General features: G+C 65.0%; 27 protein-coding genes, 1 tRNA gene and 1 pseudogene. 22 read left to right on the top strand and 7 right to left on the bottom strand.

What is annotated here, in order from left to right; translation table 11 throughout:
* Nucleotides 1–57 precede the first annotated feature (57 nt).
* A complete protein-coding gene (locus J7654_RS18415; protein WP_280842339.1) occupies nt 58–1,239 on the bottom strand; it encodes a septal ring lytic transglycosylase RlpA family protein in 1,182 nt (393 codons plus the stop codon).
* 123 nt (nt 1,240–1,362) lie between these two features.
* Between J7654_RS18415 and J7654_RS13300 the strand changes: the two genes are divergently transcribed.
* The 3 genes from J7654_RS13300 (at nt 1,363) to J7654_RS13290 (ending at nt 3,609) form a co-directional block, all read left to right on the top strand.
* Nucleotides 1,363–1,530 (top strand): hypothetical protein, encoded by a 168-nt coding sequence (locus J7654_RS13300; RefSeq protein WP_209736376.1) that lies wholly within the window; start codon nt 1,363–1,365, stop codon nt 1,528–1,530.
* Between the two features lie 138 nt (nt 1,531–1,668).
* Nucleotides 1,669–2,847 carry a zinc-dependent alcohol dehydrogenase gene (locus J7654_RS13295; protein WP_209736375.1) on the top strand — a complete coding sequence of 393 codons (1,179 nt, stop codon included), beginning with the start codon at nt 1,669–1,671 and terminating at the stop codon, nt 2,845–2,847.
* Nucleotides 2,848–3,036: 189 nt separating this feature from the next.
* Nucleotides 3,037–3,609 carry a transglycosylase SLT domain-containing protein gene (locus J7654_RS13290; protein WP_209736374.1) on the top strand — a complete coding sequence of 191 codons (573 nt, stop codon included), beginning with the start codon at nt 3,037–3,039 and terminating at the stop codon, nt 3,607–3,609.
* Nucleotides 3,610–3,763: 154 nt separating this feature from the next.
* Here J7654_RS13290 and J7654_RS13285 read toward each other — a convergent pair whose 3' ends face one another.
* Nucleotides 3,764–4,663, bottom strand: a complete 900-nt coding sequence (locus J7654_RS13285; RefSeq protein WP_209736373.1) for a lipid kinase — start codon at nt 4,661–4,663, stop codon at nt 3,764–3,766.
* A 277-nt stretch (nt 4,664–4,940) separates the two neighbouring features.
* Here J7654_RS13285 and J7654_RS13280 point away from each other — a divergent pair, with 277 nt between their 5' ends.
* From J7654_RS13280 to J7654_RS13270, 3 genes are all read left to right on the top strand, one after another.
* Nucleotides 4,941–5,387, top strand: coding sequence for a cupin domain-containing protein (locus J7654_RS13280; RefSeq protein WP_209736372.1), 447 nt, complete (start codon nt 4,941–4,943; stop codon nt 5,385–5,387).
* Nucleotides 5,388–5,658: 271 nt separating this feature from the next.
* Nucleotides 5,659–5,748: transfer RNA gene (locus J7654_RS13275), tRNA-Ser, on the top strand.
* A gap of 441 nt (nt 5,749–6,189) precedes the next feature.
* Entirely contained in the window at nt 6,190–6,966 is a 777-nt protein-coding gene (locus tag J7654_RS13270) for a protein NO VEIN domain-containing protein (protein ID WP_245195499.1), read from the top strand.
* Between the two features lie 3 nt (nt 6,967–6,969).
* Here J7654_RS13270 and J7654_RS13265 read toward each other — a convergent pair whose 3' ends face one another.
* From J7654_RS13265 to J7654_RS13245, 5 genes are all read right to left on the bottom strand, one after another.
* Nucleotides 6,970–7,353, bottom strand: coding sequence for a hypothetical protein (locus J7654_RS13265; RefSeq protein ID WP_209736370.1), 384 nt, complete (start codon nt 7,351–7,353; stop codon nt 6,970–6,972).
* Nucleotides 7,350–8,675, bottom strand: a complete 1,326-nt coding sequence (locus J7654_RS13260) for a recombinase family protein (protein ID WP_209736369.1) — start codon at nt 8,673–8,675, stop codon at nt 7,350–7,352. Before J7654_RS13260 ends, J7654_RS13265 begins: the two co-directional genes overlap by 4 nt.
* Entirely contained in the window at nt 8,675–9,169 is a 495-nt protein-coding gene (locus J7654_RS13255) for a DUF2924 domain-containing protein (protein ID WP_209736368.1), read from the bottom strand. The genes J7654_RS13260 and J7654_RS13255 overlap by 1 nt, the downstream gene beginning before the upstream one ends.
* Before the next feature lie 406 nt (nt 9,170–9,575).
* A complete protein-coding gene (locus tag J7654_RS13250) occupies nt 9,576–10,493 on the bottom strand; it encodes an ImmA/IrrE family metallo-endopeptidase (RefSeq protein WP_209736367.1) in 918 nt (305 codons plus the stop codon).
* The gene (locus J7654_RS13245; protein ID WP_209736366.1) at nt 10,490–10,810 is read right to left on the bottom strand and encodes a helix-turn-helix domain-containing protein; all 321 of its coding nucleotides are present in this window, start codon (nt 10,808–10,810) and stop codon (nt 10,490–10,492) included. The genes J7654_RS13250 and J7654_RS13245 overlap by 4 nt, the downstream gene beginning before the upstream one ends.
* Before the next feature lie 161 nt (nt 10,811–10,971).
* Between J7654_RS13245 and J7654_RS13240 the strand changes: the two genes are divergently transcribed.
* The 16 genes and pseudogenes from J7654_RS13240 to J7654_RS13165 all read left to right on the top strand — a co-directional run.
* The gene (locus J7654_RS13240) at nt 10,972–12,204 is read left to right on the top strand and encodes a hypothetical protein (protein WP_209736365.1); all 1,233 of its coding nucleotides are present in this window, start codon (nt 10,972–10,974) and stop codon (nt 12,202–12,204) included.
* A complete protein-coding gene (locus J7654_RS13235; protein WP_209736364.1) occupies nt 12,182–13,126 on the top strand; it encodes a hypothetical protein in 945 nt (314 codons plus the stop codon). Before J7654_RS13240 ends, J7654_RS13235 begins: the two co-directional genes overlap by 23 nt.
* A gap of 162 nt (nt 13,127–13,288) precedes the next feature.
* Nucleotides 13,289–13,498 carry a helix-turn-helix transcriptional regulator gene (locus J7654_RS13230; RefSeq protein ID WP_209736363.1) on the top strand — a complete coding sequence of 70 codons (210 nt, stop codon included), beginning with the start codon at nt 13,289–13,291 and terminating at the stop codon, nt 13,496–13,498.
* A 14-nt stretch (nt 13,499–13,512) separates the two neighbouring features.
* On the top strand, nt 13,513–13,998 hold the full coding sequence (locus J7654_RS13225; protein WP_209736362.1) for a hypothetical protein: 486 nt from the start codon (nt 13,513–13,515) through the stop codon (nt 13,996–13,998).
* Entirely contained in the window at nt 13,995–14,291 is a 297-nt protein-coding gene (locus tag J7654_RS13220) for a hypothetical protein (RefSeq protein ID WP_209736361.1), read from the top strand. Before J7654_RS13225 ends, J7654_RS13220 begins: the two co-directional genes overlap by 4 nt.
* Nucleotides 14,291–15,181: an ATP-binding protein gene (locus J7654_RS13215; RefSeq protein WP_245195498.1), complete on the top strand. Its 891-nt coding sequence runs from the start codon at nt 14,291–14,293 to the stop codon at nt 15,179–15,181. The genes J7654_RS13220 and J7654_RS13215 overlap by 1 nt, the downstream gene beginning before the upstream one ends.
* Nucleotides 15,182–15,194: 13 nt before the next feature.
* Nucleotides 15,195–15,818 (top strand): hypothetical protein, encoded by a 624-nt coding sequence (locus tag J7654_RS13210; RefSeq protein ID WP_209736360.1) that lies wholly within the window; start codon nt 15,195–15,197, stop codon nt 15,816–15,818.
* Between the two features lie 12 nt (nt 15,819–15,830).
* Complete coding sequence (locus J7654_RS13205; RefSeq protein ID WP_209736359.1) at nt 15,831–17,519, top strand: DEAD/DEAH box helicase; 1,689 nt, start codon at nt 15,831–15,833, stop codon at nt 17,517–17,519.
* 207 nt (nt 17,520–17,726) lie between these two features.
* Nucleotides 17,727–17,933, top strand: a complete 207-nt coding sequence (locus tag J7654_RS13200) for a DUF6511 domain-containing protein (protein ID WP_209736358.1) — start codon at nt 17,727–17,729, stop codon at nt 17,931–17,933.
* Nucleotides 17,933–18,700 carry a hypothetical protein gene (locus tag J7654_RS13195; protein ID WP_209736357.1) on the top strand — a complete coding sequence of 256 codons (768 nt, stop codon included), beginning with the start codon at nt 17,933–17,935 and terminating at the stop codon, nt 18,698–18,700. Before J7654_RS13200 ends, J7654_RS13195 begins: the two co-directional genes overlap by 1 nt.
* On the top strand, nt 18,697–20,985 hold the full coding sequence (locus J7654_RS13190; RefSeq protein ID WP_209736356.1) for an AAA family ATPase: 2,289 nt from the start codon (nt 18,697–18,699) through the stop codon (nt 20,983–20,985). The genes J7654_RS13195 and J7654_RS13190 overlap by 4 nt, the downstream gene beginning before the upstream one ends.
* Before the next feature lie 379 nt (nt 20,986–21,364).
* Entirely contained in the window at nt 21,365–21,904 is a 540-nt protein-coding gene (locus J7654_RS13185) for a crossover junction endodeoxyribonuclease RuvC (protein WP_245195497.1), read from the top strand.
* Complete coding sequence (locus tag J7654_RS13180; RefSeq protein ID WP_209736355.1) at nt 21,901–22,101, top strand: hypothetical protein; 201 nt, start codon at nt 21,901–21,903, stop codon at nt 22,099–22,101. The genes J7654_RS13185 and J7654_RS13180 overlap by 4 nt, the downstream gene beginning before the upstream one ends.
* Nucleotides 22,094–22,474 (top strand): DUF6362 family protein, encoded by a 381-nt coding sequence (locus J7654_RS13175; protein WP_209736354.1) that lies wholly within the window; start codon nt 22,094–22,096, stop codon nt 22,472–22,474. Before J7654_RS13180 ends, J7654_RS13175 begins: the two co-directional genes overlap by 8 nt.
* 392 nt (nt 22,475–22,866) lie before the next feature.
* Entirely contained in the window at nt 22,867–24,120 is a 1,254-nt protein-coding gene (locus J7654_RS13170; protein WP_209736353.1) for a site-specific DNA-methyltransferase, read from the top strand.
* Nucleotides 24,023–24,634: pseudogene (locus J7654_RS13165) on the top strand (DNA cytosine methyltransferase); the annotation flags it as partial. The gene J7654_RS13170 and the pseudogene J7654_RS13165, both read left to right, overlap by 98 nt.
* Nucleotides 24,635–24,662: the final 28 nt, after the last annotated feature.

The raw sequence follows: 24,662 nt of genomic DNA, 5'->3' as shown, positions 1-24,662 counted from the left end.
CGGGCCTGCCCCGCGCCAGACCTTACCAGATCGTCGCGTGCTCTGCCGGGCCGGCCTTCAGTCGCGAAGCACGAAGGCGTCCGAGGCGCCGGCCTGCCAGAGGGCCGTTAACACCGCATCGGCGTTCTGCCCTCCGTTCAGCGCGAGCGACAGGGAGGCACCGCCCTCCCCGGCCTCTTCCATCAACTGGCCACGTCCCGATGCGACATCCTGAATACGAAGCAGCAATGCGACGTCATCGACCGTGCCGATCTCGATGCGCTCAAGGCGGGCCTCGCCGGCCGTGAGCTGCGCAAGCGCCCGAAACGCCCCCGATTCCATTCGGCCCTGCGTCGCATAGGAAAGGGCGAAGTCGCGCAGGGTCGGCATGGGCACCGCGGATGGCGGAGCGACGGAGGCCGGCACTGCGAGGCCTGTTTCGATGGCGCCGGCGGCACTGGTGTCCCGCACGCGCGGAAGCGGCGTCGCGCCGTTGAAGGATGCAAGGCTTTGCGTATCCGAAGCCGGCGCCTGGCGTGATGCGATCATGACGCCGCTGGGCAATCCGTCGTCGATCGGGCGCGCTCCGCCCGGCCGGAACGAAGCCATCAGAACCGAGCTGTCGTCCCCCTCCAGAGGCGCGCGGCCGATATACTCGACCTTGACGTCCGCTATGCCCGCATTCTTGAACTCGAGCACCTCCGCCGCGCGCTGGGACAGATCCACGACCCGCCCGTGGGCGTACGGGCCGCGATCGTTAACGCGCACCATCACCGAATGGCCGTTCGCCTTGTTGGTCACGCGGGCATAGGAGGGCAACGGAAAGGTCGGATGCGCGGCCGACAGGTGGTACATGTCATAGACTTCGCCGTTCGCCGTAAGGCGCCCGTGGAAATTGGAGCCGTACCAGGAAGCCTTGCCGGTGCGCACATAGCCCGGCTCTTCCTTGGGGTAATACCATTTTCCGCGAACCTGGTAGGGCTTGCCCACCTGCTCACGCCCTCCCCCTTTGGGAACGCGCTTCAGGTTGGTTACGCGCGGGCTGGCGGGGACCCCATATTCGGACGAGGAGAAGATAGGCGATTCATCCAGTGGCGCGACTTCGCCGCCGTCATGGGTGGAGGAACTCGACTGGCAGCCGGCCAAGAGAGTCGCAGCACATGCGATCGCAGCGACACCGCCCACGCGGCGCGGCGAACCGGCTATTCCTGCCATCAGGTCGTCCCCTCGCAAATTCCATGCACTCCCGGAAGGAGCCATCCCAACTTCATCCCTCTCCAAAAAACGTTACCAGCAGGTTACGGGCAAAATCAACCGGGCCCTCCCCTCGCCTTCCATGGGATGCCGACTAGCTCCCCATCAGGACAGAAGGAGCCAAGCGCGATGAGCGAACGCCCGAACGACGATACGAAACCCGAAGACGAGCGGCCTGACAAAACGCCGCCCGCCGGCCCCCATGCCAAGCCGGATTTGACCGACAACGAAAAGACGCCGGGCGCCGGCAGCCTGCCGGACCCGGCCGACGATGACCAGGACGCCGTCTCCGGCTGACTTGCAGGCCAACTCCGGTCACGGCGAAACATGTGGGGAGCCGGGCCAGGGAACACGGATTCTCCGCGCAGCGTTGGCTGGATGAGAGCGTTGCGGCGATGGCCGCAACGCCGGAAATCCCGAAGTCTGGAGACCCCCATGAAAGCGCTTTGCTGGCACGGAAAAGGCGATATCCGTTGCGATACGGTTCCCGATCCCAAGCTCGAGGGACCGCGGGACGCGATCATCAAGGTGACGGCCTGCGCCATATGCGGATCGGACCTGCATCCCTATGACGGCTACATGCCGACGATGGAATCGGGCGATATCATGGGCCACGAGACCATGGGCGAGGTGGTCGAGGTCGGCTCCGAGGTTTCCAACCTGAAGGTGGGAGACCGCATCGTCATACCCTTCAACATCGCCTGCGGCGAATGTTTCTTCTGCCAAAAGCAGCTTTTCTCCCTGTGTGACAGGTCCAACCCCAACGCGAAGCTGGCGGCCGAGGCCATGGGGCACTCGCCCTCGGGCCTGTTCGGATACTCTCATATGCTCGGGGGATATGCGGGCGGTCAGGCCGAGTATCTCCGCGTCCCGTTCGCCGATGTCGGTCATTTGAAGGTGCCCGACGCAATCCCAAACGAACAGGCGCTCTTTCTCTCCGATATCTTTCCCACCGGCTACATGGCGGCAGAGAACGCCGAGATCGAACCGGGCGACACGGTAGCGATCTGGGGCTGCGGACCGGTTGGCCAGTTCGCGATCCAAAGCGCGTGGATGTTCGGCGCGGGCCGCGTCATCGCCATCGACAACGTGCCCGAGCGGCTGGAGATGGCCCGCACGCACGGCCGCGCGGAAATCATCAATTTCGACGAGGTGAAGGTCTTCGACCAGTTGCAGGAGATGACGAAGGGACGCGGCCCCGACCGATGCATCGACGCGGTGGGTGCCGAAGCCCATGCGGGCGGCTCGGTCGACTCGGTTCTCGACAAGGCGAAGGCAGCCATGTTCCTCGGCACGGATCGCGCCCACGTCCTGCGCGAGGCCATCATGTGCTGCCGCAAGGGAGGCACGCTCTCGGTGCCCGGCGTCTATATCGGCTTCCTCGACAAGGTGCCCTTCGGGGCCTTGATGAACAAGGGGCTTACCGTGCGAACGGGCCAGACGCACACCCATCGCTATCTTCAGCCCCTTCTGGAGAAGGTTGTCTCCGGCGAGATCGATCCATCCTTCGTGATCACCCACCGGGCAGGCCTTGAGGAAGGTCCCGATCTCTACAAGACATTCCGCGACAAGCAGGACGGGTGCATCAAGGTGGTGATGAACCCGAACGGCTGAGCACTCCAAAACAGATGAGCGGGCGCCCCATGGGTGCCCGCTTTGTCCTGCCCGTCATACCCGCCGCCCACGCAAAGCGCCCCACTTACATTTTCAGAGGCGCGCCTCACGCGTCAGCCCTCCTCTCAATCGCGTCCCTAACACCTCATTAAGCTTGGCCGCATAGCCTTTCCTCCAACCGGAGGAGACATGATGCGCGTTGCGATGGTCCTTGCCCTCCTGCTGCTCTCAGGCTGCGCCTCTGCACCGAAGAACACGGACAATTCGTGCGCGATCTTCGAGCAGCAGAGCGGCTTCCTGACGAACTGGCGCAGGGATGCCGAAAGAACATCCACCGAATTCGGCATACCCGTCTCGGTTCTGATGGCGACGATTCAAGCCGAGTCGAACTTCGAGGCGCGGGCTCGCCCTCCCCGCCGGAAGCTGCTGGGCGTCATTCCCTGGAAGCGGCAATCGACGGCCTACGGCTACGCACAGGCGCTTGACAGGACGTGGGACGACTACCAGAGGCGAACGGGCCGTTCGTTCGCGCGCAGAACCAACTTTTCGGATGCGATCCACTTCATCGGCTGGTACCACCACCAGAACCACCGCAGGAACGGCATCGCCCGCAACGACGCGTACAACTTGTATCTGGCCTACTATGCCGGCCCATCGGGCTATGCCCGGGGCAACTGGAAAAGCGACCCCACAGCTCGGAGGGGCGCCCGCAGGGCAGCCGATATGGCGGCCCGCTACGAGACGCAGTTGAAGCGATGCTGATGGCGGCGAGGGAGGCACGAGGGTAGCGAGAGACCCCGTTACCCGCCGGCTATTTCGAAAGAGGATATGCGGGAATAGTCGTATCCTCCACTCCTGTCGCGCTTAGCGGCGCTTCGCCGCAGGCGCATCCCTCGCGGTATTGGCGGCCGCAGGGTTACGACGGCGCCCCCGGCACGAACACATCGACCGCACGGCGATGGATACGGAAGTGAGCCGGGGTCGTCGTTGAGATGTCCCCGTCCGTATTCACATCGTGCGGCCGGCGTGTCTGGACTTTCAATTCGGCTGTTCGAAACGTTCTCACTTTGCGCGAGTTGCCCTGCGTGCCCCGCCGCAGTGCCGGCGCGAGCGCCAGCAACTCCCACCAGTGATCGATCTCCAGGCTATAGACGTCAAGTGCTCCGTCGTCGGGCGCGGCCGACTGCTCCACAGCCATGCCGCCACCGTAATATCTGCCATTGCCCACCGATATTTGAACCGTACGCACCGTCTCCATACGCCCGTCATGCTCAATCTGGACCGTGAAGGGCTGGCTTTGCCGCAAGAGGTTGAAGGCCGCAATCCCGTACCCCAGCTTGCCCCATCGCTTCTTGGCTTCCGCGGTGAGATTCTTGGCCAGCGACGCCGAGAACCCGATACTCGCCACGTTGAAATACAGCCGGCCATTGACCTCGCCCAGATCGATGGCACGCTTGTTCCCCCGCACGATCACCTCGGCGACCGCCTCGATGTTTTGCGGCAACCCAAGAGTGCGGGCGAGATCGTTCGCCGTTCCAAGCGGGAGGATGCCGAACGGGAGCCGCGTTTCCATCAACGCGCGGGCAGCCGTATTCAGCGTCCCGTCGCCGCCCCCCAAAATCACCAGATCGACGCTCTTGCGGTGTTCTCGGATCAAATCCTCGAAGGGACGGCCTTCTGACGGTTCAATGAGCGTCAGGCCTCGACGCAGAACGCCGAGCGCTCCCTCGATGGACGCCCCTCCGCTGCGCGCCCGCTTGTTCAGCAGAAGCAGTGCACGTCTCGGCAGTTTCTCGCCGCCCGGTTCTTTGATCATGTGCGCTTCCTGTGACGACCGCGACTTCTAGCGTTGGCGGTGTGTCGTTTTTGCGCTCGTTCGAGCATGATCCGCAGAAATGGCCTTGGATGGCGAAGACGCCAATTACGGGCGGTCCCGATCGACACGCCCACCCGCACGAGGATGTAAAACGAGGCCGGCCGCGGCACTGCAATCGATTCTGGAATGCCTTCGGATGCGTTGACTTCCGCCGCGGGGTGGCGGTTCATGCGTGAGGGGGAGCATTTCGGGCGGGCACAAGGACATCATTTCAGGAATGCCTCTGAACGACCTGATGGCGGACGCCATCATCAAGCAGCTCAGCATGACCCGGCACCCGGAAGGCGGCTGGTATGTGGAGACCTTCAGGGACGAAGGCGGCGGAGCGCGCGGGCATTCGACAGCGATCTATTTTCTTCTGAAACGTGGCGAGCGCTCGCATTGGCACCGAGTGGGCGACGCGTCGGAAATCTGGCTCTACCACGCAGGCGCACCGCTCAGCTTGTCGCTGTGGGACGAAGGCGAAACCTTCCGCATAATTCGCCTAGGTCCCGACCTTGTTCTAGGCGAACAGCCACAGGCGGTAGTGCCTGCGAATGTATGGCAGGCAGCGGAGAGCGAAGGCGATTTCACGCTCGTCAGTTGCGTCGTAGCACCAGGTTTCCTCTTCTCTTCTTTCGAGCTCGCGCCCCCGGGCTGGGAGCCACCATTCGAAAGCCGCTGAAGGAGGAAGGCAGGCGGACGCCCCTCACTCCGAAATCTCAGCGAACCGACCCGTCGGAGTAGCGCCGCATACACGCGACAGCATCGTATTCGACCTGCAGGAAACCGCCGTTGTCCACCCGCGCATCATACCGGCATGGAGCGAACGCCGCGCAACCGGTTGACGCAGCAATCCACGCGGCGGTAAAGCCGAAGCCGTTCGGCGGCAATTCGGTAGCAGAAGCGGCGGTAGCCGGCTAGAGAACCCGAGAAAGCGAACGAAAGCAAGTCTAGGAAGGGTGGCCGAGTGGTTTAAGGCAGCGGTCTTGAAAACCGCCGTGCGGGCAACCGTACCGTGGGTTCGAATCCCACCCCTTCCGCCACTTTCAAGTTGCGAACCTGCCCCGAGGCCCCGATGTGGGGCTTTTTTCTTTTTATCTCAAAGGGGGTTGGCGGTTGGGTCCGCCCTGCGGAGACCGGCGTTACGGCTGATATTGGTCTCTGAACGGTCAGCGTCTCTTTTCGAGCGCCCTGCCGGAAAATAAGGGCGGTATCGAAATTCGGCGGGTTTTCAGTCAATTGAGCAAGCACTCACGCTTACACGTTGTCGCGGACATGAGCGCCAGGCTGACGCGCGGAGACACTCGGGGGCGGCGAAGCTCTGCGGCTCGATGCGCGGATGTGCGCGTTCAGACGGGCAGACCGTTGGCTGCGCATCGGAAGTCTCTGATGACAAAAGGACTTCTCCCCTCTAGCCTGGCGCAATGTCAAACGGGCCTTGGACGGATGAAGAGAACGACCTGATCGTCGCGGATTACTTCGCGATGCTGGCCGATGACATCGCCGGGCGCCGTTACAGCAAGACGGAGCATCGCCGGACGCTCCTGCCGCTGCTCAACGATCGTTCGGAAGGATCGGTCGAGTTCAAGCACCAGAACATCAGTGCGGTGCTGAAGGGGCTCGGCGAGGACTGGATCCTCGGCTACAAGCCAGCGTTCAATTTCCAGATGACGCTGGTCGATGCGGTGGCGCGCTGGCTCGCGCTCCATCCCGACTGGCTCGGTCGGATGCCCGGCACACGTCCGGCCACCGGCCTACAGGAGGCCGCGCAGCTCTGGATCGGCCCACCGCCCACGCTGTCCAACCAGCCACCGCCGCAAGAGCTCGAGCAGATGCTGCACATCGCCCGCAAATTCGATGTCGCGGGCCGGGACGAGCGCAACCGCGCTCTCGGTCGCGCGGGCGAGGAACGTGTGCTGGCGCATGAGCGGGCTTCGCTTCAGGCCGTGGGCCGCGAGGATCTGGCGCGGAAGGTACGCTGGGTGTCGCAAGAGGATGGTGACGGCGCAGGTTATGATATCGAGAGCTTCGCGCCGGATGGGCGGTCGCGCCTGATCGAGGTGAAGACCACGAATGGATGGGAGCGCACACCGTTCCTGATCACCCGCAACGAACTGGCCGTGGCCGAGGAGCGGCGCTCGGAATGGCGTCTGTTCCGGCTCTGGAACTTCTCGCGCGAGCCGAAGGCGTTCGAACTCCACCCGCCACTCGATGCCCATGTCGCTCTGACCGCGACGACGTTTCAGGCGAGCTTTCACTGACGATCAGCCGAACACCTGCTTGGCCTGCTCCGGCCACGGTGCGGCAGTTGCTTCCACGAGGGACATGAGGCTGACCGCCGGAGACTCCCGGCCGCAGGTCAGGCGTTTGAGGACGGTGGGCGACAGATAGGCCAATCGCAACTGGCGACTGACATGCCGCTCTGCCAGACCGACAGCCTTGGCGAGATCATGGACGGTGGCGAACTCTCCGGCTTCCATGCGGCGGCGCCAGCTCCACGCCCGGCCGATGGCGCGCAGGACGTGAGGATCGGGAGCGCGGTCTTCGCTCGGACGATAATCCACCGGTGGCAGGAGCTTCGGCCGCCCGTTCTTCTTTCGCACCTTCAGCGGGATCAGCACCCTGATCGTGTCACTGGCCTGTGTCATTCAGCAGCCTCCATACGAGCGGGTGCGAGCATCTCGCGGATGACCCCACCGATTCCCTCGGCCCGAACATCGACCGCAAGCCCGTCAGCGGTCACGATGACGCGCCGGACGAGCAACTGGATGATCCGCGCCTGTTCCGCAGGAAAAAGCTGGTTCCAGAGCGCGTCGAAATCGTTCAACGCAGCGATGGCCTCGGCTTCTCGAACCTGCGGGCCGCCCTGCCGCAAGGCGTCGAGAACCTTCGTCACCACCTCGGGCGTCTGCACGATACGGCGGACTTCCGTCACCACTGCGTCCTCGACCATGCCTGCCGGAAGCCGCGACGGCACATCGGATTCGCTATCCTCGCGGTTCCGGATCACATCCATTGAAACATAGTAGCGGTAGAGCTTGGCTCCCTTGCGCGTGGCCGTCGGCGTCATGGCTGCGCCGGTTTCGCTGAAGATCAGGCCCTTGAGCAGTGCGGGCATCTGCATCCGGCTGTTGTTCGCGCGCTTGCGCGGGCTCTCCTGCAAAATGGCGTGGACGTGGTTCCAGAGCTCGGCGTCGATGATGGCTTCATGCTCGCCGGGATATGCCTTCCCTTTGTGGACGGCTTCACCTCGATAGACGCGGTTATTCAGCAAACGGTAGAGATAGCCCTTGTCGACCAGCGTCCCCTGCTTGTTTCGGAACCCCTGCGCACGCAGTTCACGGGCCAGCGTCGTCGCCGAGCCGAGTTCGACGAAGCGTTCGAAGATGCGGCGCACTGCGGCAGCCTCGGCCGCGTTGACCACCAGCTTGCGATCCTGAACATCGTAGCCGAACGGCACGTAGCCGCCCATCCAGATCCCGCGCTTCCGGGACGCGGCCACCTTGTCGCGGATCCGCTCGCCGATCACCTCGCGCTCGAACTGGGCGAAGCTGAGCAGGATGTTCAGCGTGAGCCGCCCCATGGACGTGGTGGTGTTGAATGACTGGGTGACGCTCACGAACGTCACTTCGTTCCGGTCGAACACCTCGACCAACTTCGAGAAATCCATCAGCGAGCGCGAGAGCCGGTCGATCTTGTAGACGACCACGACGTCGACAAGTCCGTCCTCGATGTCGGCGAGCAGCCGTTTCAGCCCCGGGCGGTCGAGGGTGCCGCCGGAGAAGCCGCCGTCGTCATATCGCTCCCGGATCGTGGCCCAGCCTTCCGACCTCTGGCTGGCCACATAGGCCTCGCAGGATTCGCGCTGGGCATCGAGGCTGTTGAATTCCATGTCGAGCCCTTCCTCGCTCGACTTCCGGGTGTAGACGGCACAACGGAGGCGGCGTTTCGAGTTGAGCATGCCGTCCATCAGGCGCCCTCCCGCTCACGCAGGCCGAAGAAGCGGTAGCCATTCCAGCGGGTGCCGGTGATCTCCCGAGCCACGGCAGAAAGAGAGCGGAACCTTCGGCCCTGCCATTCGAACCCGTCGTTCATGACCGTCACGGTGTGCTCGATCCCGTTCCATTCACGAACGAGGCGGGTTCCCACGACCGGATTGCGCGGATCGACGATCTGGTTCTTGCCGCGTCCGATGCCTTCGATCTCGTCCGCCAGCAGGTCGAGCATTCGCCTGGTGTCACGGTCGGGGCCGCCGTAGGCCAGTTCCTGGATGCGATGTCCGATGCGCAGCTCGAGAAAGGCACGGCTGTTGTTCGGCGCGCCCCCGCCGAACAGAGCCTGCCAATCGGCCTTCAGCTCCCTCACCGATTTGGCCTTCAGCGCCGTCAGTCTGGCGAGCACCGTTCGGTCGACCTCGGCATTCATGCCGGGGGCCTGCGCCATCATCCTCTTGTCATGCTTCATGAATTCCTCCGATGCGGATGCGTTTTCCGCGATGAGCACCGCTCTTTCGGGGGCGGAAGTCCACAAAACAGTCTCCGGGTTCCGCAGATAAAGAACTTGCCTTCCCTGTCTCGAGCCGAACCACGCCAGCGGCCAGAATCCGGCCGATCTCGGCGAGTCGGTCCCCGGGCGACATGCACTCCGGACTCAGGGGATTGGCGCCCGCGAGCGGGCTGTCGAAATGGCTGGGCATGGTGATGGTTCGCGATCTGGATGCTGCCAAAACCGTATCGCGAAATCAGAAAAACACAAGTATTTCAATATATTGTGGACATTCAGCCCTGCTTCGCACGCCCGCGAAAATCTGCGTGACGTGGATCGCGCGAGAACCGTCTCAACGAGCGAGGCAGTCAAGGATTCAGACGAATCAGTCGGCGCTCCCGCCCATGAACCTGTCGTATGTATCGGGCGTTGCCTCCTCCTCGAGACCGGCCATTTCCCATCTCGATGGTGCATGGTCGGGATAGAGCAGCAGAGAGATCGCCATCTCGTTACTCGGAGAAAACACTGTCATCTCCCGGACCGGCTCGGCACCGAGCCATACGCCCGGCACGTGCAGAACGCCGTGCCGCCCGGTATCCGCATCGACTTCCCGCGCCGCCAGCGACCCGGCCGGCAATTCAATCACGGTCTGGCGGGCAGCGTAATAGATCCGAGACCGGATGAGCGGACCACTGGACCACGCCCAGTCGATGAAGCCCTCCTTGCTGACGACGATCATGGCTCGCTTGTCGGTGATGGTCAGCCATTTGAGAATCGCAGCAGTGAGCGACACCGCATATCGATCGGCAAGCTCGGTCATGGTGTCGATGTCGACGTCCCGCCCCCTGATCTGTGCGCGGAAATCGTCGAGCGGCATCAAAAGATAGGACGCGAAAGTGTTGGCCTCCGCCTCGATGGCGCCGCGCTCGGCGCTCCAGTCGGCCATGTTGCGGCTCGTGCACTGAAGTCCGCGAGGATGAGCGTGGCGGTGCAGCAGATAGTGGCCAAGCTCATGGGCCAGCGTGAAATTCCGCCGACCGGGCGACCTGATCGTGTCGTTGTAGACGATTCCCCATTCGCCCGAACCGTTCGGATGAGGCATCAGCATGCCTTCGACGCCCCTAGACAGCGCGATCCCCTCCACCTTGGTGATCGGCGCATCGGGGAAAACCTGCCGCGAAAATTCCTTGGCGATCATTGCCACGTCGATCGGGAAGCGCGGCAGGCCATGGGCCTGGTGAACGGCCGAGATCAGCTGCGTGAGGCGGATCGCCCAGCCTTGCGGGGTCGTCGGGAGGCTCAATCCTTCTTCCCCCAGAGATCGATCATCTGATTGATCTTCTCCTGATCCTCGGTGGTCAGCTTGCTGAACCGGCGGAAGAAGGCTTCCTTCAGCACTTCGTCACCCGGTTCGGCGCTGTCATCGAGGAGATAGTCGGTGGTGACGGACAGGGCCTGCGCGATGCGGGTCAGCTTTTCGGCCGATGGTTTTCGTGTCTCGCGGTTTTCGAGCTCCCAGATGTAGCTCTTGCTGGAGTCCGTCAGGTCGGCGAGCTTGTCGAGGGAGTAGCCCTTTTCCTGCCGATGGCGCTTGATCTTGGCGCCGAGGGACGTGGTCATCTGATCTTCCTTGCATGCCTTCATGGATGGAATGGCGTGTTCGGTATGCCGAACAAAAAAGGTTCGCGCAAGTAGACAGCCCGTGATGTTCGATATATATCGAACGATAGCGTATCGCTGCGCGCCGATTCTCTCCTCCTCTGGCCAGGAAAGGGCCTCCCATGACGTCGATCGCCTCCTTCTTCCGCAAGACCCCGGTAACTCGCCTGCAGGACTACTTCACCGCATGCGCATTCACCTCGCTGCCGCCCGTCGATTGGACGAAGCCCGAGGCGGAGGTCGTCGAGCCTTTGATCAAGGCGGTGGACGCTATGAACGAGGATGAGCGCCAGCGCGTCATTCTCGATGCGGGCCGCGTCGCGACATTGGCCAATGAGCCCGGTCAGACCGCGCTCCAGAACGTGGTGCTCGACCGGGCGACGTTCGACACGCTCGAGGGAGCGAACAACCGCTCGCTCTGGGTGTTCCTGAACGAGAATGATCGGTTCCGTCTTGCTGAGGAGGTTCGCTACAACGATGAGCGTCGTCGCGGGCGCTCGTGGAATGGCTTCGGGGTCGAAAAGGGCCGCTCGGTCCGGAAGGATCCCATCTCGGTGGCGGCTTTCACCGCGGCGATCCGGGAACGGTTCGAGACTCCCAATGTCCATGTGGACATCTTCGACCGGCACCGTGTCATCCTCGATGACCAGGAGTGCGAACTCGTTCAGGTGGCGATCTATCGCGAGGGGCGTCCCGAGGACATGCTGGGCTTCGATGCCAACAGCAAGCTCGCCCGGCGCATCGTGCGGCCGGTCTTCGAAGCGGCGCTGACCTACGAAGCGGCCACGGGCGTGATCGAGGTCGTCGCCAACACGCGCGAGGATCGGGTGGACCTGACCCGGTTCATGGCGCGGGACCTGCTCGGTATCGAGTTCGCCGAGAAGCACATCCCCCTTCGCGAGTACGACCTGAGCGTCCTGTTGAAGCCGTTCGATTTCCCGACCGACGCGGCGGACGGGATCGAGGGCGTCACGGTGAAGGAGCTGCGCTTCATGGATCTCGGCGATCCCAAGGAGCGTGTCACGCTGGAATCGATGTCGGGCGCCGAACGCACGATCTGGGAGATGGCCAACCACCGGATCGGACTGGATCTCGGTGGCGGGTCCGGGAGCTTGCACGCATCGGGACTCCTCGGCGAGGCTCCGGAGTGGCTGATCACCCGTGCACGTTTCACCATCAAGTTTCGGCCCGGGCCCGACGGTGGTCGCGGCAAATCCCTGACGCTCACCGTCACCATGCCGCATGGCTGCAACCTCAAGGACATGACGCCGCAGGAACGCCTGATCGGCGAGAAGTACCTGCGGCGGTGGGGAATCCTGAAGGATGACAGCGATGTCGGCGACCTCGTTGAATAGAGCCGCCATCGACCTGCTATTCAAGGTGCTGGAGGCCCGCGGCACACAGATCGCGGGCGCCACGCTCACCGAGTATTTCCCGCGAGCGGCGGAAACGCTGCTCGCTTCCGGTCTGCTGGCGGCACGTGGACAGGTCCCCGTCGTCGCGGCGATGGATGCCCACGAGGACGAACCAATTCCCGCAGTCTGGTCGCCTGAGCGCAAAGCATTCGGATATCTCAACAGCGTCGGGCGCTGGATGGAAATCGAGGAAAACGCGATCTCTGCCTATCAAGTCGATCACGCCCGCATGTTCGCGGCAATGCTCATGCCATTCGAACGGCAAGGAACCGCGAAGATCGCGCCGCTGATCCCCGACCATCTCTGGGACATCGGTGCGATCAGGATCGCCGGGGCCAAGACGCCAGTGCCCGTCTGGTTCGGCCGCCGCCTTGGCGATCTTCACGTCTGGTCCCAGGTCGGCGTCCTTGTGGGCCGTCGGCCGGCAACTGACAGGCGCATCATCCTCACCTCGACCCGCGGTGACCGTCTGCCTGCCGCACCGGATCGTCGGCATGCCCTGGTAGCGGTCGAGGACGTGTTGGAGACCCCGGATCGGTTGGCGATATCTCCGAGGGTTCTTGCTGCGCGGGTCTATCCAGAACAGGTGCAACGGCGATACCCGATCGACCATTCCGACGACTTCGGTACCGTCTGGCTCAGGGACGAGACGTTCGAATTTCGCGGCGACAAGCATCGCAAGCTCCTCGAGCAGCTGTTCGGCGCCTATTGGGCGGGGACACCAGTGCTGCGTGTCACGTTGGCGCTCGCGGAGGCCGGGTTCTCAGACAAGACGAACAGCCTATCGAAAGCATTCAGCGGGCGAGACGACTGGCAGAAGTTCATCCGACAATCGGAAGGGAACTGCTGGATCGAAGTCTGATCCAAGTCATTGGATTTTATAGGTAAGGCCGTCCGAAAGGGCGGCCTTTTCGCATTTCCGGGGCACCTACCGTTTCCCCTACCGCTCCCCTTCCGAAGCCCTACCAGCCCCTCTGCGATCTTCACTCCCGCAGGTTTTCGAACAAACCCGAAGGAGGTTCAGATGGCGCTCAGGCACCTGTCGCAGATCGAGCTGGCAGCTCGCTGGAACATTTCCCACCGCACGCTGGAGCGTTGGCGGTGGACGGGCGAAGGCCCGAAATTCATCAAACTCGGTGGACGGGTCATCTACCGCCTCGAAGACATCGAGGCCTTCGAGGCCGAACAGGTCCGCGGGTCGGAAGCCGAACCCCAGCGCCCGATGTCGGCGTGAGGGAGGCGGAGACGATGATCCCCAACCGCCTCTCGCTCGACGACCTGCGCACCATGCAGATCCGCGAAATCGCGGCGTTATCGGCCGAACAGCTCGCGTCGTTGCATGACGATGCCGCCGGGCAGCTGCGCGCCGCGAAAACCCTCTGCGACTGGCTCAATGGAGCCATCGCTCTGAAGTACGGCGACCGGGCGACGGAAGCGCGCCGGGCCGAGGGCAAGGATACCGGCACGATCCGCTTCGAGGACGGCGCGGTGACCGTCATCGCCGACCTGCCCAAGCGCGTCGATTGGGACCAGACGAAGCTCGCGGCGCTCGCCGAGAGCATCAAGGCTGATGGCGGGGACCCCGCCGAGTACGTCGACATCTCCTTCGATGTTGCCGAGCGCAAGTATTCCGCCTGGCCCGCGCATATCCGCACGGCCTTCGAGGGCGCGCGCACGGTCCGGACCGGCAAGCCGCGCTTCCGCTTCTCCCTGAACGAAGAGGTGACGAAATGACCGCCCAGAGCAAGCTGAGTCGGCTGCGCGAGCGCCATTACGGCCTCGACAAGCTGCCCGAGACCGTCCGGATCCCCGCCCTTGGCAACCGCCGCGATGAAACCGTCAAGCCGTTCGAGACCGCGACGGTCGACGATCTGGCCTTCGCTCTACTCGGCCTGAACGAGCGGGCATCCGCGCTCTATCGCGAGATCGATGCGCTGCGCACCGTTCACGACGAGGCGCGCAAGGCCGGTGCGCTCGGCTCGGACATCGCGATCGACGCGCTGATCGCCGAGACGGGAGGCAAGTGATGGCCCTTCCCATCATCGGTGCCGACGAGCGCCTCGCGCAGCGCAAGGGGATCAAGGGTGTCATCTTCGGCCGGTCGGGCATCGGCAAGACGTCGCTGCTCTGGACGCTGAATGCCTCGACCACGCTCTTCATCGATCTCGAGGCCGGCGATCTGGCGGTCGAGGGGCTGGAGATCGACGCGCTGCGGCCCCGCACCTGGAAGGAATGCCGCGATTTCGCGGTGTTCATCGGCGGTCCGAACCCGGCGTTGCGCGAGGACCAGCCCTACAGCCAGGCGCATTTCGACGAGGTCTGCGGCCGCTACGGCGATCCGGCGGTGATCGGGAAATACGAGACCGTCTTCATCGACTCGATCACCGTGGCGGGGCGGCTCTGCTTCCAATGGTGCCGCGGGCAGCCCGAGGCCACGTCGGAAAAGACCGGCAAGCCCGACATCCGCGGCGCCTACGGGCTGCACGGCCGCGAGATGATCGCCTGGCTGACCCATCTGCAGCACACGCGCGGCAAGCATGTCTGGTTCGTCGGGATCCTCGACGAGAAGCTCGACGACTTCAACCGCAAGGTCTTCCAGCCGCAGATCGACGGATCGAAGACCGGGCTCGAGCTACCGGGGATCGTCGACCAGGTCATCACCATGGCCGAAATCGCCGATGTCAACGGCCAGCCGCAGCGCGCCTTCGTCTGCCAGACGCTGAACCTCTGGCTCTATCCGGCCAAGGATCGCTCGGGTCGCCTCGATCTCGTCGAACCCCCGCATCTCGGCCGCCTCATGGAGAAGATCCAGCGCCCCGCGCGCCCGGCGTCCGAGCGCCTGTCCTGGCCGCCGGTGATCCCGGCCGATCCCGCGGCCGAGGCGGCATCCCCCACTCAATCCACCCTCCAGAACTGAAAGGAGCCGCGCCATGTCCGGACCCTGGAACGACTTCAACTCCGCGCAATCGAACACCAACGTCATCCCGAAGGGCACACTCGCCAAGGTGCGCCTGACGCTGCGTCCCGGCGGCTTCGACGACCCCTCGCAGGGCTGGACGGGCGGCTGGGCGCGCCGGGCCACCACCGGCGCCGTCTATCTCGACGCCGAATACACCGTTCTCGAAGGACCCTATGCCCGGCGCAAGATCTGGTCGCTGATCGGCCTCTACAGCCCGAAGGGTCCGGACTGGGCCAACATGGGTCGCGGGCTGATCCGCGGTATCCTCAACTCGGCGCGCGGCGTGTCCGACAAGGACAACTCGCCCGAGGCTCAGGCCCGCCGCCGCATCAACGGCTTCGGCGATCTCGACGGGATCGAGTTCGTCGCCCGCATCGACATCGGTCAGGACACCAACGGCGAGGACAAGAACGAGATCCGCGCCGCGGTCACGCCCGATCATCGCGACTACGCCGCGCTGATGGGCGCGGTCGCGCCGCAGTTCTCCGCCGTCCCGGCGCAGGGCCACGCTCCGCAGCAGCCCACCACGGCCACCCAGCCCAGCCAGCCCGCTTCCGCCTCCGGCGTCGCCGGCCGGCCGAGCTGGGCGCAGTAAGGGGGATCGGCCATGCGCCTGCGCCCTCGCCAGAAGACCTTCGTCGAGCGCAGCGTGGCCGCGCTCGCCTCCCGCGGCAACACGCTGGGTGTGGCGCCCACCGGCGCGGGCAAGACCATCATGCTCTCGGCGGTCACCGGCGAGATGATCGGCGACGGGGCCAAGGCCTGCGTGCTGGCCCATCGCGACGAGCTGACGGCGCAGAACCGCGCCAAGTTCCAGCGCGTGGTGCCGGGCGTCGCCACCTCGGTGATCGACGCCACCGAGAAATCCTGGGGCGGCCAGGTCGCCTTCGCCATGGTGCCGACGCTGGCGCGGGCCTCGAACCTTGCCGACATGCCGCGCCTCGACCTGCTGGTCGTCGACGAGGCGCATCATGCCGTCGCCGACAGTTACCGCCGCATCATCGACCGGGTGCGCGAGGCCAATCCCGATGCCCGGATCTTCGGGGTCACGGCGACGCCGAACCGGGGCGACAGGAAGGGGCTGCGAGAGGTCTTCGACAATGTCGCCGATCAGGTACGGCTGGGCGAGCTGATCGCCTCGGGCCATCTGGTGCCGCCGCGCACCTTCGTCATCGATGTGGGCGTGCAGGACGAGCTGCGCTCCGTCCGCAAGACGATGTCGGATTTCGACATGGCCGAGGTGGCGGGCATCATGGACCGCGCCCCCGTCACCGATGAAGTGATCCGGCACTGGAAGGAGAAGGCGGGCGACCGGCAGACCGTGGTGTTCTGCTCCACTGTCTCGCACGCCGAGCACGTCACCGATGCGTTCAGGGCGGCAGGCGTTTCCGCCGCGCTGATCCATGGCGATCTGGCGGCCGAGACCCGCAAGGCGCTCCTTGCCGGCTATGCGGCGGGCGACATCCGCGTCGTCGTCAACGTGGCCGTGCTGACCGAGGGCTGGGATCACCCGCCCACCTCCTGCGTCGTGCTGCTGCGCCCCAGCTCCTACAAGTCCACCATGATCCAGATGGTCGGGCGCGGCCTGCGCACCGTCGATCCCGAGGAACACCCCGGCATCGTCAAGACGGACTGCATCGTCCTCGACTTCGGCACCTCGAGCCTGATCCACGGCACGCTGGAACAGGATGTCGATCTCGACGGCAAGATCGTTTCGGGCGAAGCGCCAACGAAGATCTGCCCTGCCTGCGCGGCGGAGATTCCGCTCGCCGCCACCGAGTGCCCGATCTGCGGCGAGGCGCTCCCGCGCGAAGATCCCGACGCGGGCGAAGGCGCGGCCGCCGCGCCGCTCTCGGGCTTCATGATGACCGAGATCGACCTGCTGAAGCGGTCCAGCTTCGCATGGGTCGATCTCTTCGGCACGGACGATGCGCTGATGGCCACCGGCTTCACGGCCTGGGGCGGCATCTTCTGGCTGGACGGGGTCTGGTACGCCGTCGGCGGCGCGAAGGGCGAACGCCCCCACCTGTTGGGCGTGGGCGAGCGCACCGTCTGCCTCGCGCAGGCGGACGACTGGCTCAACACCCACGAGAGCGACGAGAGCGCCTTCAAGACCCGCTCCTGGCTGCGTCAGCCACCGACGGAAAAGCAGCTGCAATACCTGCCGCCCGAGTGCCGACACGACTTCGGCCTGACGCGCTATCGCGCCTCGGCGCTGATGACCTTCGGCTTCAACAAGCGCGCCATCCATCAGCTGATCGACGCGGCGGCCGCTCCCGAACGGAGGGTGGCATGATCCATGATCACTTTCACTTCCATCACGGCCGAGGACCGGCGGCGACTCTGGCATCCGCGTGGAACGCTCTGTGCTGTCTGCCGGCAACCCACCCGTGGTTTTGGCTGGTCCGATCCGTTCCGGTCGAAGCGGCCCCGGCCCTCGGTCTGGTTCTGCTCGATGTCCTGCCAGGATTTCTGGACGCGCTTGGCGCGGCGGCGTGTCGCCATGGTTGACCTGACCGAGGAGGAACGCGCCGCCATCACCGCCACGATGAAACGTGTGGCGCTGCTGATGGACGAAATCGGCTGGGCGACTCCGCTCGCCGATCTGACCGAGGCGCAGGTACGCGCGCTGATCGAGGAGGCCGTGGAGGGCTTCCGCGAGGCCATGTCCGACATCGCCCGGGCGCAGGCGGCGGAGGTGCCGTTCTGATGCTGGATTTCAACCACCGACCCAGCTTTGCCGACCGGATCAACGCCGCTGTAGATCAGGCGCTGACCGCCGATCAGGCGACGCGCCCGTCGCGCGACTATCTCGGCGGATCGCGCCTCGGCCATGCCTGCGAGCGCGCCCTGCAGTTCGAGTTCACGGCGACGCCGAAGGACGATGGGCAGGACTTCAGCGGCCAGTCGCTTCGCATCTTCGCCATCGGCCATGCGCTCGAGGATCTCGCCGTCACCTGGCTGCGGAGGGCGGGCTTCGATCTCTATACCCGCAAGGGCAACCGGTCCGATGGCGGCCAGTTCGGCTTCTCCGCCGCGGGCGGGCGCATCCGTGGCCATGTCGATGGCATCATCGCCGCCGGGCCCGAGGGCTTCGGTCTCGCCGTTCCCGCGCTCTGGGAATGCAAGACCATGAACGCGAAGAACTGGCGCGCCTGTGTCAAGGACAGCGTGACGAAGTCGAAGCCGGTCTACGCCGCCCAGATCGCGCTCTACCAGGCCTACATGGAAGGGACCGTCCCCGGCATCTCGGCCGCGCCCGCAGTGTTCACCGCGATCAACAAGGACACGGCCGAGCTTCATCACGAACTGGTCCCGTTCGATCCCGATCTCGCGCAGCGCATGTCGGATCGCGGCGTGCGGATCCTGCAGGCCACCGACGCGGGCGAGCTCTTGCCGCGCATCGCCGCCAATCGCGACTTCTTCGAATGCCGCTTCTGCCCGTGGGCCGAGCGCTGCTGGAGCCTGCCAGCATGAGCGACGACAACATCATCCACTTCAACCCCTGGCGGGATTTCAACGACGCGCCGCCGCTGCCCGATCCCTTCGCGGTCGAACCGGATGCGAGCCAGATCGCCCGCTTCATCGATGTGGTCTTCGGCTACTCCGAGGGTCTGATCCCGGTTCGCGGCTTCGTCGACAAGGGTCAGGGCAAGGACGGCCGCCCGCACAACATCTGGATCGAGGCGGACGCCAGGGCGCCCGAGAAGCTCGCGACCTTCGCTGGCTGGGCCGCGCGAGAGGGCGCTGCGGTCTATGTCATCCCCGGCACGGTCGCGGAGACCGGGCAGGCTCGTGCTGCCGACGTGATGCAGATGCAGAGCCTCGTGGTCGATCTCGACTCGGGCGACATCCCCGCCAAGCTCGATCACCTCGTCCACCATCTCGGCCGCCCGACGCTGATCATCGAGAGCGGCGGGCGCACGCTCGAGGGTGTGACCAAGCTCCATGTCTGGTGGCAACTGACCGAGCCAGCGGAAGGCGCGGACCTCGCCATGCTCTGCCAGCTTCGCGGCGAGATCGCGCTGAAGGTTGGCGGCGACACGCATTTCCGCTCGGCCCACCAGCCCATCCGCGTCCCCGGCACCGTCTATCACAAGGGCGGGCTGACCCGGCTCGTGCAGATCCGCGAGGCGACCGGGATGGAGGTCGATCTCCCCGAGATGGCCGAGCGCGTCGCCGACATGCCGCCCATGCCCGGCGTCGGCATGGGCACGGCCGAGCCGCGCCAGAAACCCGCCATCGACGATGTCCTCGTGACCCCGGTGCACGAAGGCGGCACGGACGACTGGTCCCGTTTCGAGGGCGCCTCGGCCGCCATCGGCTATTTCCTGCGCCTCGTCCACGAGGGCCGGATGTCGATGGACGAGGGCTGGACGGCGATCTGCGGCTACAACGCCGCGATGCTGCGCCCGTCCTGGCCGCTCGACCGGCTGAAGCGCGAGACGAACCGTCTGTGGGAACTTCACATCAAGCGGCACGGGCCACCGCTCCTTCGCCTCGACAGTGCGATCACGGCACCGGCCGACCTACCGACCTTCAGCCTCGGCGCGCTGCTCGACGACACGAGCCCGATGCCCGAGGACATCATCGGCCCGCGCGTCCTGACCCCGGGCGGGCTTCTGGTGCTGGGCGGCGCTCCGAAGGTCGGCAAGAGCGACTTCCTGATCTCCTGGCTTGTGCACATGGCGGCGGGCGTGCCGTTCCTCGGCTTCACGCCGCCCCGGCCGCTGCGCGTGTTCTACCTGCAGGCCGAAATCCAGTATCACTACCTGCGCGAGCGCATGCAGCAGATCGCGCTGCCCGTTACCGTGATCGCCGCCGCGCGCGACACATTCATCGCTACGCCGAAACTCAGGCTGCTCCTCGATGCGAAGGGCGTCGCCCGCGTCGCCGAGGCGATCCGGGCGGCATTTCCGGACGCGCCGCCCGACATCATCGTCATCGATCCGATCCGCAACCTCTTCGACGGCGGCCCCGACGGCGGCGGGGAGAACGAGAACGCCGCCATGATGTTCTTCCTGAAGGACCGGGTGGAGTCCCTGCGCGAGGCGATCAATCCGGAGGCGGGCGTCATCCTCGCCCACCACACGCGCAAGGCCACCAGGCAACAGGTCAAGGACGATCCCTTCCTTGCCCTTTCCGGGGCCAGCGCGCTGCGCGGTTTCTATACCACCGGCCTGTTGATGCACCTTCCCGACGAGGACAGCACCGTCCGCAGGCTCGAAATCGAACTTCGCAACGGACCTGCGCTGCTGGGAAAGCTGATCGACAAGGTGAAGGGCGAATGGGTCGAACTGAACCCGATGAACGAGCGCCTCGTGCGCAAGGAGGCGGGAGCGAAGCTCGATGCTGAGCGGCTCCGCAAGGGAGACGTGATCCTCACGATCCTGCACGAGGAAGCGGCGGCCGGGCGGCTCTACACCACCACGCAGTTCGGTGAGGCCTTCGAGAACAAGGCAGGTCTGGGCAGCAAGTACACGATCCGCGACCGGATCGGCGTGCTGACGACGAAGGGGCAGATCAAGTTCCTGCGTGATGGCCGCCCCTTCGGCATGGCCGTAGTGCGCTCCCGCTTCGGCTATCTCGTCGTCGAAGACATGCGCTTCGGGACGGAAACCCAGATCGATCCCGATACCGGTGAGGTTCTGGGCGAAGGCCAGCCGGTGCTGCCGAGCCACTATAAATGCGCCAGCACGGGAGCCTGCCTGCAGGTCGAGAACCCCGCCATCTGGGTCCACCCGGAGGGGCTCGATGACTGACTTCGTCCTCTCCGAAATCTTCCTCGTCCTCAGGACGAAGTTGTCAGTCCTCGTCCTCACTTTGTCCTCAGCCAACAAAGTCAATGGCTTGCGGAGGACGAGGACGAACAGCCACGTCCTCCTTGTTCGTCCTCCGAAACGGCGAAAATTCCTTTTCTCACAGACGCTTGCGTCGCTCCGAGGACTGATAGGGAAACCCCCATACTGCGTATGGGGCGGCCACCCGTCAGGGTTGGCCTCGCCCCCATACGTCGCGGGGCCTCGCGCGCCACCGCCCATGGCTTCTGACACCCGATCCGACGACGGCGGCCCCGTACCGCCAAGCACCAGACCGCCGTCGTCTTCCACCACCACAAGCCACCGGCAAAGGAGGCCCGTCATGGCTCAGCCGACTCTGATCCCGAATTCCGACGGCGCAAGGTTTGAATCGCTGTCGCTCGCCACGCCCCGTAACCGCTGCATCCTTGCGCTCGACCTCGGCACCTCGACCGGCTGGGCGCTGCGTGGCCACGACGGTCTGATCACCAGCGGCACCGTCTCGCTTCGTCCCGGCCGCTTCGATGGCGGCGGCATGCGCTACTTGCGCTTCACCAACTGGCTGACCGAGATTGATCGGCTGTCCGGGCCTATCGCGGCGATCTGGTTCGAGGAGGTCCGCCGCCATGCAGGCACCGACGCGAGCCACATCTATGGCGGGCTCATGGCGACGCTGACCGCGTGGGCCGAACTGCGGGGCATACCCTACGAGGGCGTGCCGGTCGGCACGATCAAGCGTCACGCGACGGCCAGGGGCAATGCCGACAAGGCCGCGATGATCGCCGCCGTCCGCGCCCGCGGCTTCAGCCCCGTCGACGACAACGAGGCGGACGCCATCGCGATCCTGCTCTGGGCGATCGAGACGAACGGGGGTGTCGCATGAGGTGGTATCCCAAGGGCTACGGCGGCGAACGCCGGGATCCCGAGCAGGTCAAGCGCGAAGGCTGGCGGGAACAGGGCGTCCTTGCGGTCTCTGCCGATGATGATCGGTTGACGTGGCCCGAGCGTGAACTGGTCCGGCAGCTGGGCGAGAAGCTCTACGGCCCGCGCCCCTCGGAAAGGGAGGCACGCCATGGCTGACCGCATCTGGACCGCCGACGACGTCGCCGACCATTTCGAGGAGGCATTCCGCACCCTGCGCAAGCTGCCGCCGGTGAAGGTACAGGGCTATTTCAACACCTGGCCGGAGATCGTCCGGACGAGTCGCGAGATCGCCTTCATGGAGCCCGAGCCGATGCGCATCCGACCGTCGGCCGCCGCGATCACGCGGCTCGAGCAGACCTTCGACTGGGTGCTCTGGATCGAGGAAGCCGAGCGCAAGCTGGTCTGGTCTCGCGCGGCCCGCGTGCCCTGGAAGCAGATCAGCGGCGAGCTCGGCTGCGACCGCACCACCGCCTGGCGGCGCTGGCAGCTTGCGCTGACCAAGATCGCGGCACGGCTGAATGCGCTGTGACTCCAATGTGTTGCAACACTTTTCCCTTCGACATCTGCAACATGATCGTGCTATCCGAGGGACAAGATGGGGAGAGTGCGCCGAAGGGCTCGCTCTCCCCTTTGCATTGATGCGCCTCGGGCCGAAGCCGGCACGTCGGGCGAATTCGCGGGTCCTTCCTCGCGAAAGCCGTATGCTGGCGGGCGAAGCGCGGCGCATCGCCAGCGACAGGGCCGGATTTTTGGGAAGCCACCCGGAAGCCGGATCCAGCCGAACCCCGCGCAGATCCCAATGAACGCTGACTTTCCGTCCTGATAGCCCGGACGTTGCTGGACCCCGCGTGGAGTCCAGCGCGGCATCCAGTGTCCGCAAGCCAGCCGGTAATCCACCCACACGACGGAAACTACCTGGCCATGACGCTGAGCTTCGCTCCCGAGCGGATCGAGATGTGGCCGCTGGCCAGGCTCCATCCCTACGCGAAGAACGCGAAGGTGCATGGGGCGGACCAGGTCGTCAGGATCGCCGCCAGCATGGCCGAGTTTGGCTGGACCGTGCCCTGCCTCGTGGCGGAGGACGGCGAACTGATCGCCGGCCACGGGCGCGTGCTGGCCGCGACGCAGCTCGGGCTGACGGAGGCGCCGGTGATCGTGCTCGGTCACCTGACCGAGGCGCAGCGCCGGGCCTACCGCATCGCGGACAACAAGCTGACCGAACTCGGTACCTGGGACGAGGCGCTGCTCTCTGCCGAACTGAACGAGTTGCTGGCCGAAGATTTCGACCTGTCGCTGGTCGGCTTCGACGACACGGAGCTCGATCAGCTCCTCAGCGGCATAGATGAGGACGGCACCGGCCCACAGGAAGGCGAAGACGATGTTCCCGAGACGCCCGAAGACCCAATCAGCCGGCCGGGCGATCTCTGGGTGCTGGGTAATCATCGGCTGCTCTGCGGTGACAGCACAGTGGCAACGGACGTCGAGCGGCTGCTCGGGAGAGTGAAGCCACTCCTGATGGTCACCGATCCGCCTTATGGCGTGGAATACGATCCAGCATGGCGTAACAAGGCCGGAGCCGCGACGACCCGGCGTACCGGCAAGGTGCTGAATGACGACCGTGCCGACTGGCGCGAGGCTTGGGCGCTGTTCCCTGGCGATGTCGCCTATGTCTGGCATGGGGCCCTGCATGCGGCAACCGTGGCCGAAAGCCTGAAGGCTTCCGACTTCACCGTCCGGTCGCAGATCATCTGGGCCAAGGACCGGCTGGTGCTGAGCCGCGGCGACTACCACTGGCAGCACGAGCCCTGCTGGTATGCGGTCAGGAAGACCGGCAAGGGCCACTGGGCCGGGGATCGCAAGCAGACGACGCTGTGGCAGATAGCCAACAAGGATCAGGATGCCGACACGGTGCACGGCACGCAAAAGCCCGTCGAATGCATGCGCCGGCCGATCCTCAACAACTCGAGCCCCGGTCAGGCCATCTACGAGCCGTTCATGGGCTCAGGCACCACATTGATCGCGGCGGAAACGACGGGGCGTGTCTGTCTCGGGATCGAGCTCAACCCCGCCTACGTCGATGTTGCTGTGTCCCGGTGGCAGCAGTTCACCGGACAGATGGCAGTGCTCGACGGCACGGGCCAGACCTTCGCCGAGCTGGCAGAAAAGCCGCGCTGAGGCAATGCATGACCTGGCTCTACCTTCCTCCGGATGCGCTTCCGGAACCGCAGACGCATGCCTGTTCGGCCTGTCCCTCTGCTCCGGCGCGGGCGGTCTCGACCTCGGGCTCACCATCGCCATCCCCGGATATCGTGCTGTGGGGCATGTCGAACGGGAAACCTACGCCGCAGCCACTCTCGTGGCGCGGATGGAAGACACGTCCCTGGATCAGGCTGTTGTCTGGGACGACGTTGGAACCTTCGACGGCCGCCCGTGGCGCGGCGCAGTGGACATCGTCACTGCGGGCTATCCGTGCCAGCCGTTCTCCGTCGCGGGCAAGCGCCGGGGCGCGGATGACCCGCGCCATCTCTGGCCCCATGTCGCCCGGATCATCGGCGAGGTCGAGCCGCCCTTCGTCTTCCTCGAGAACGTCGCCCATCATCTCCGCCTCGGCTTCCCCGAAGTCGCCGCAGGACTGGTCGGCATGGGCTACCGCCTTGCGGCAGGCCTCTTCACGGCGGCGGAAGTCGGCGCGCCCCACAAGCGTGAGCGGCTCTTCA

This window comes from Aureimonas populi (assembly GCF_017815515.1).
GTDB classification, from domain to species: Bacteria; Pseudomonadota; Alphaproteobacteria; order Rhizobiales; family Rhizobiaceae; genus Aureimonas; species Aureimonas populi.
The sequence above is the reverse complement of the archived record's forward strand: the minus strand, read 5'-3'. Positions and strand labels throughout refer to the sequence as shown.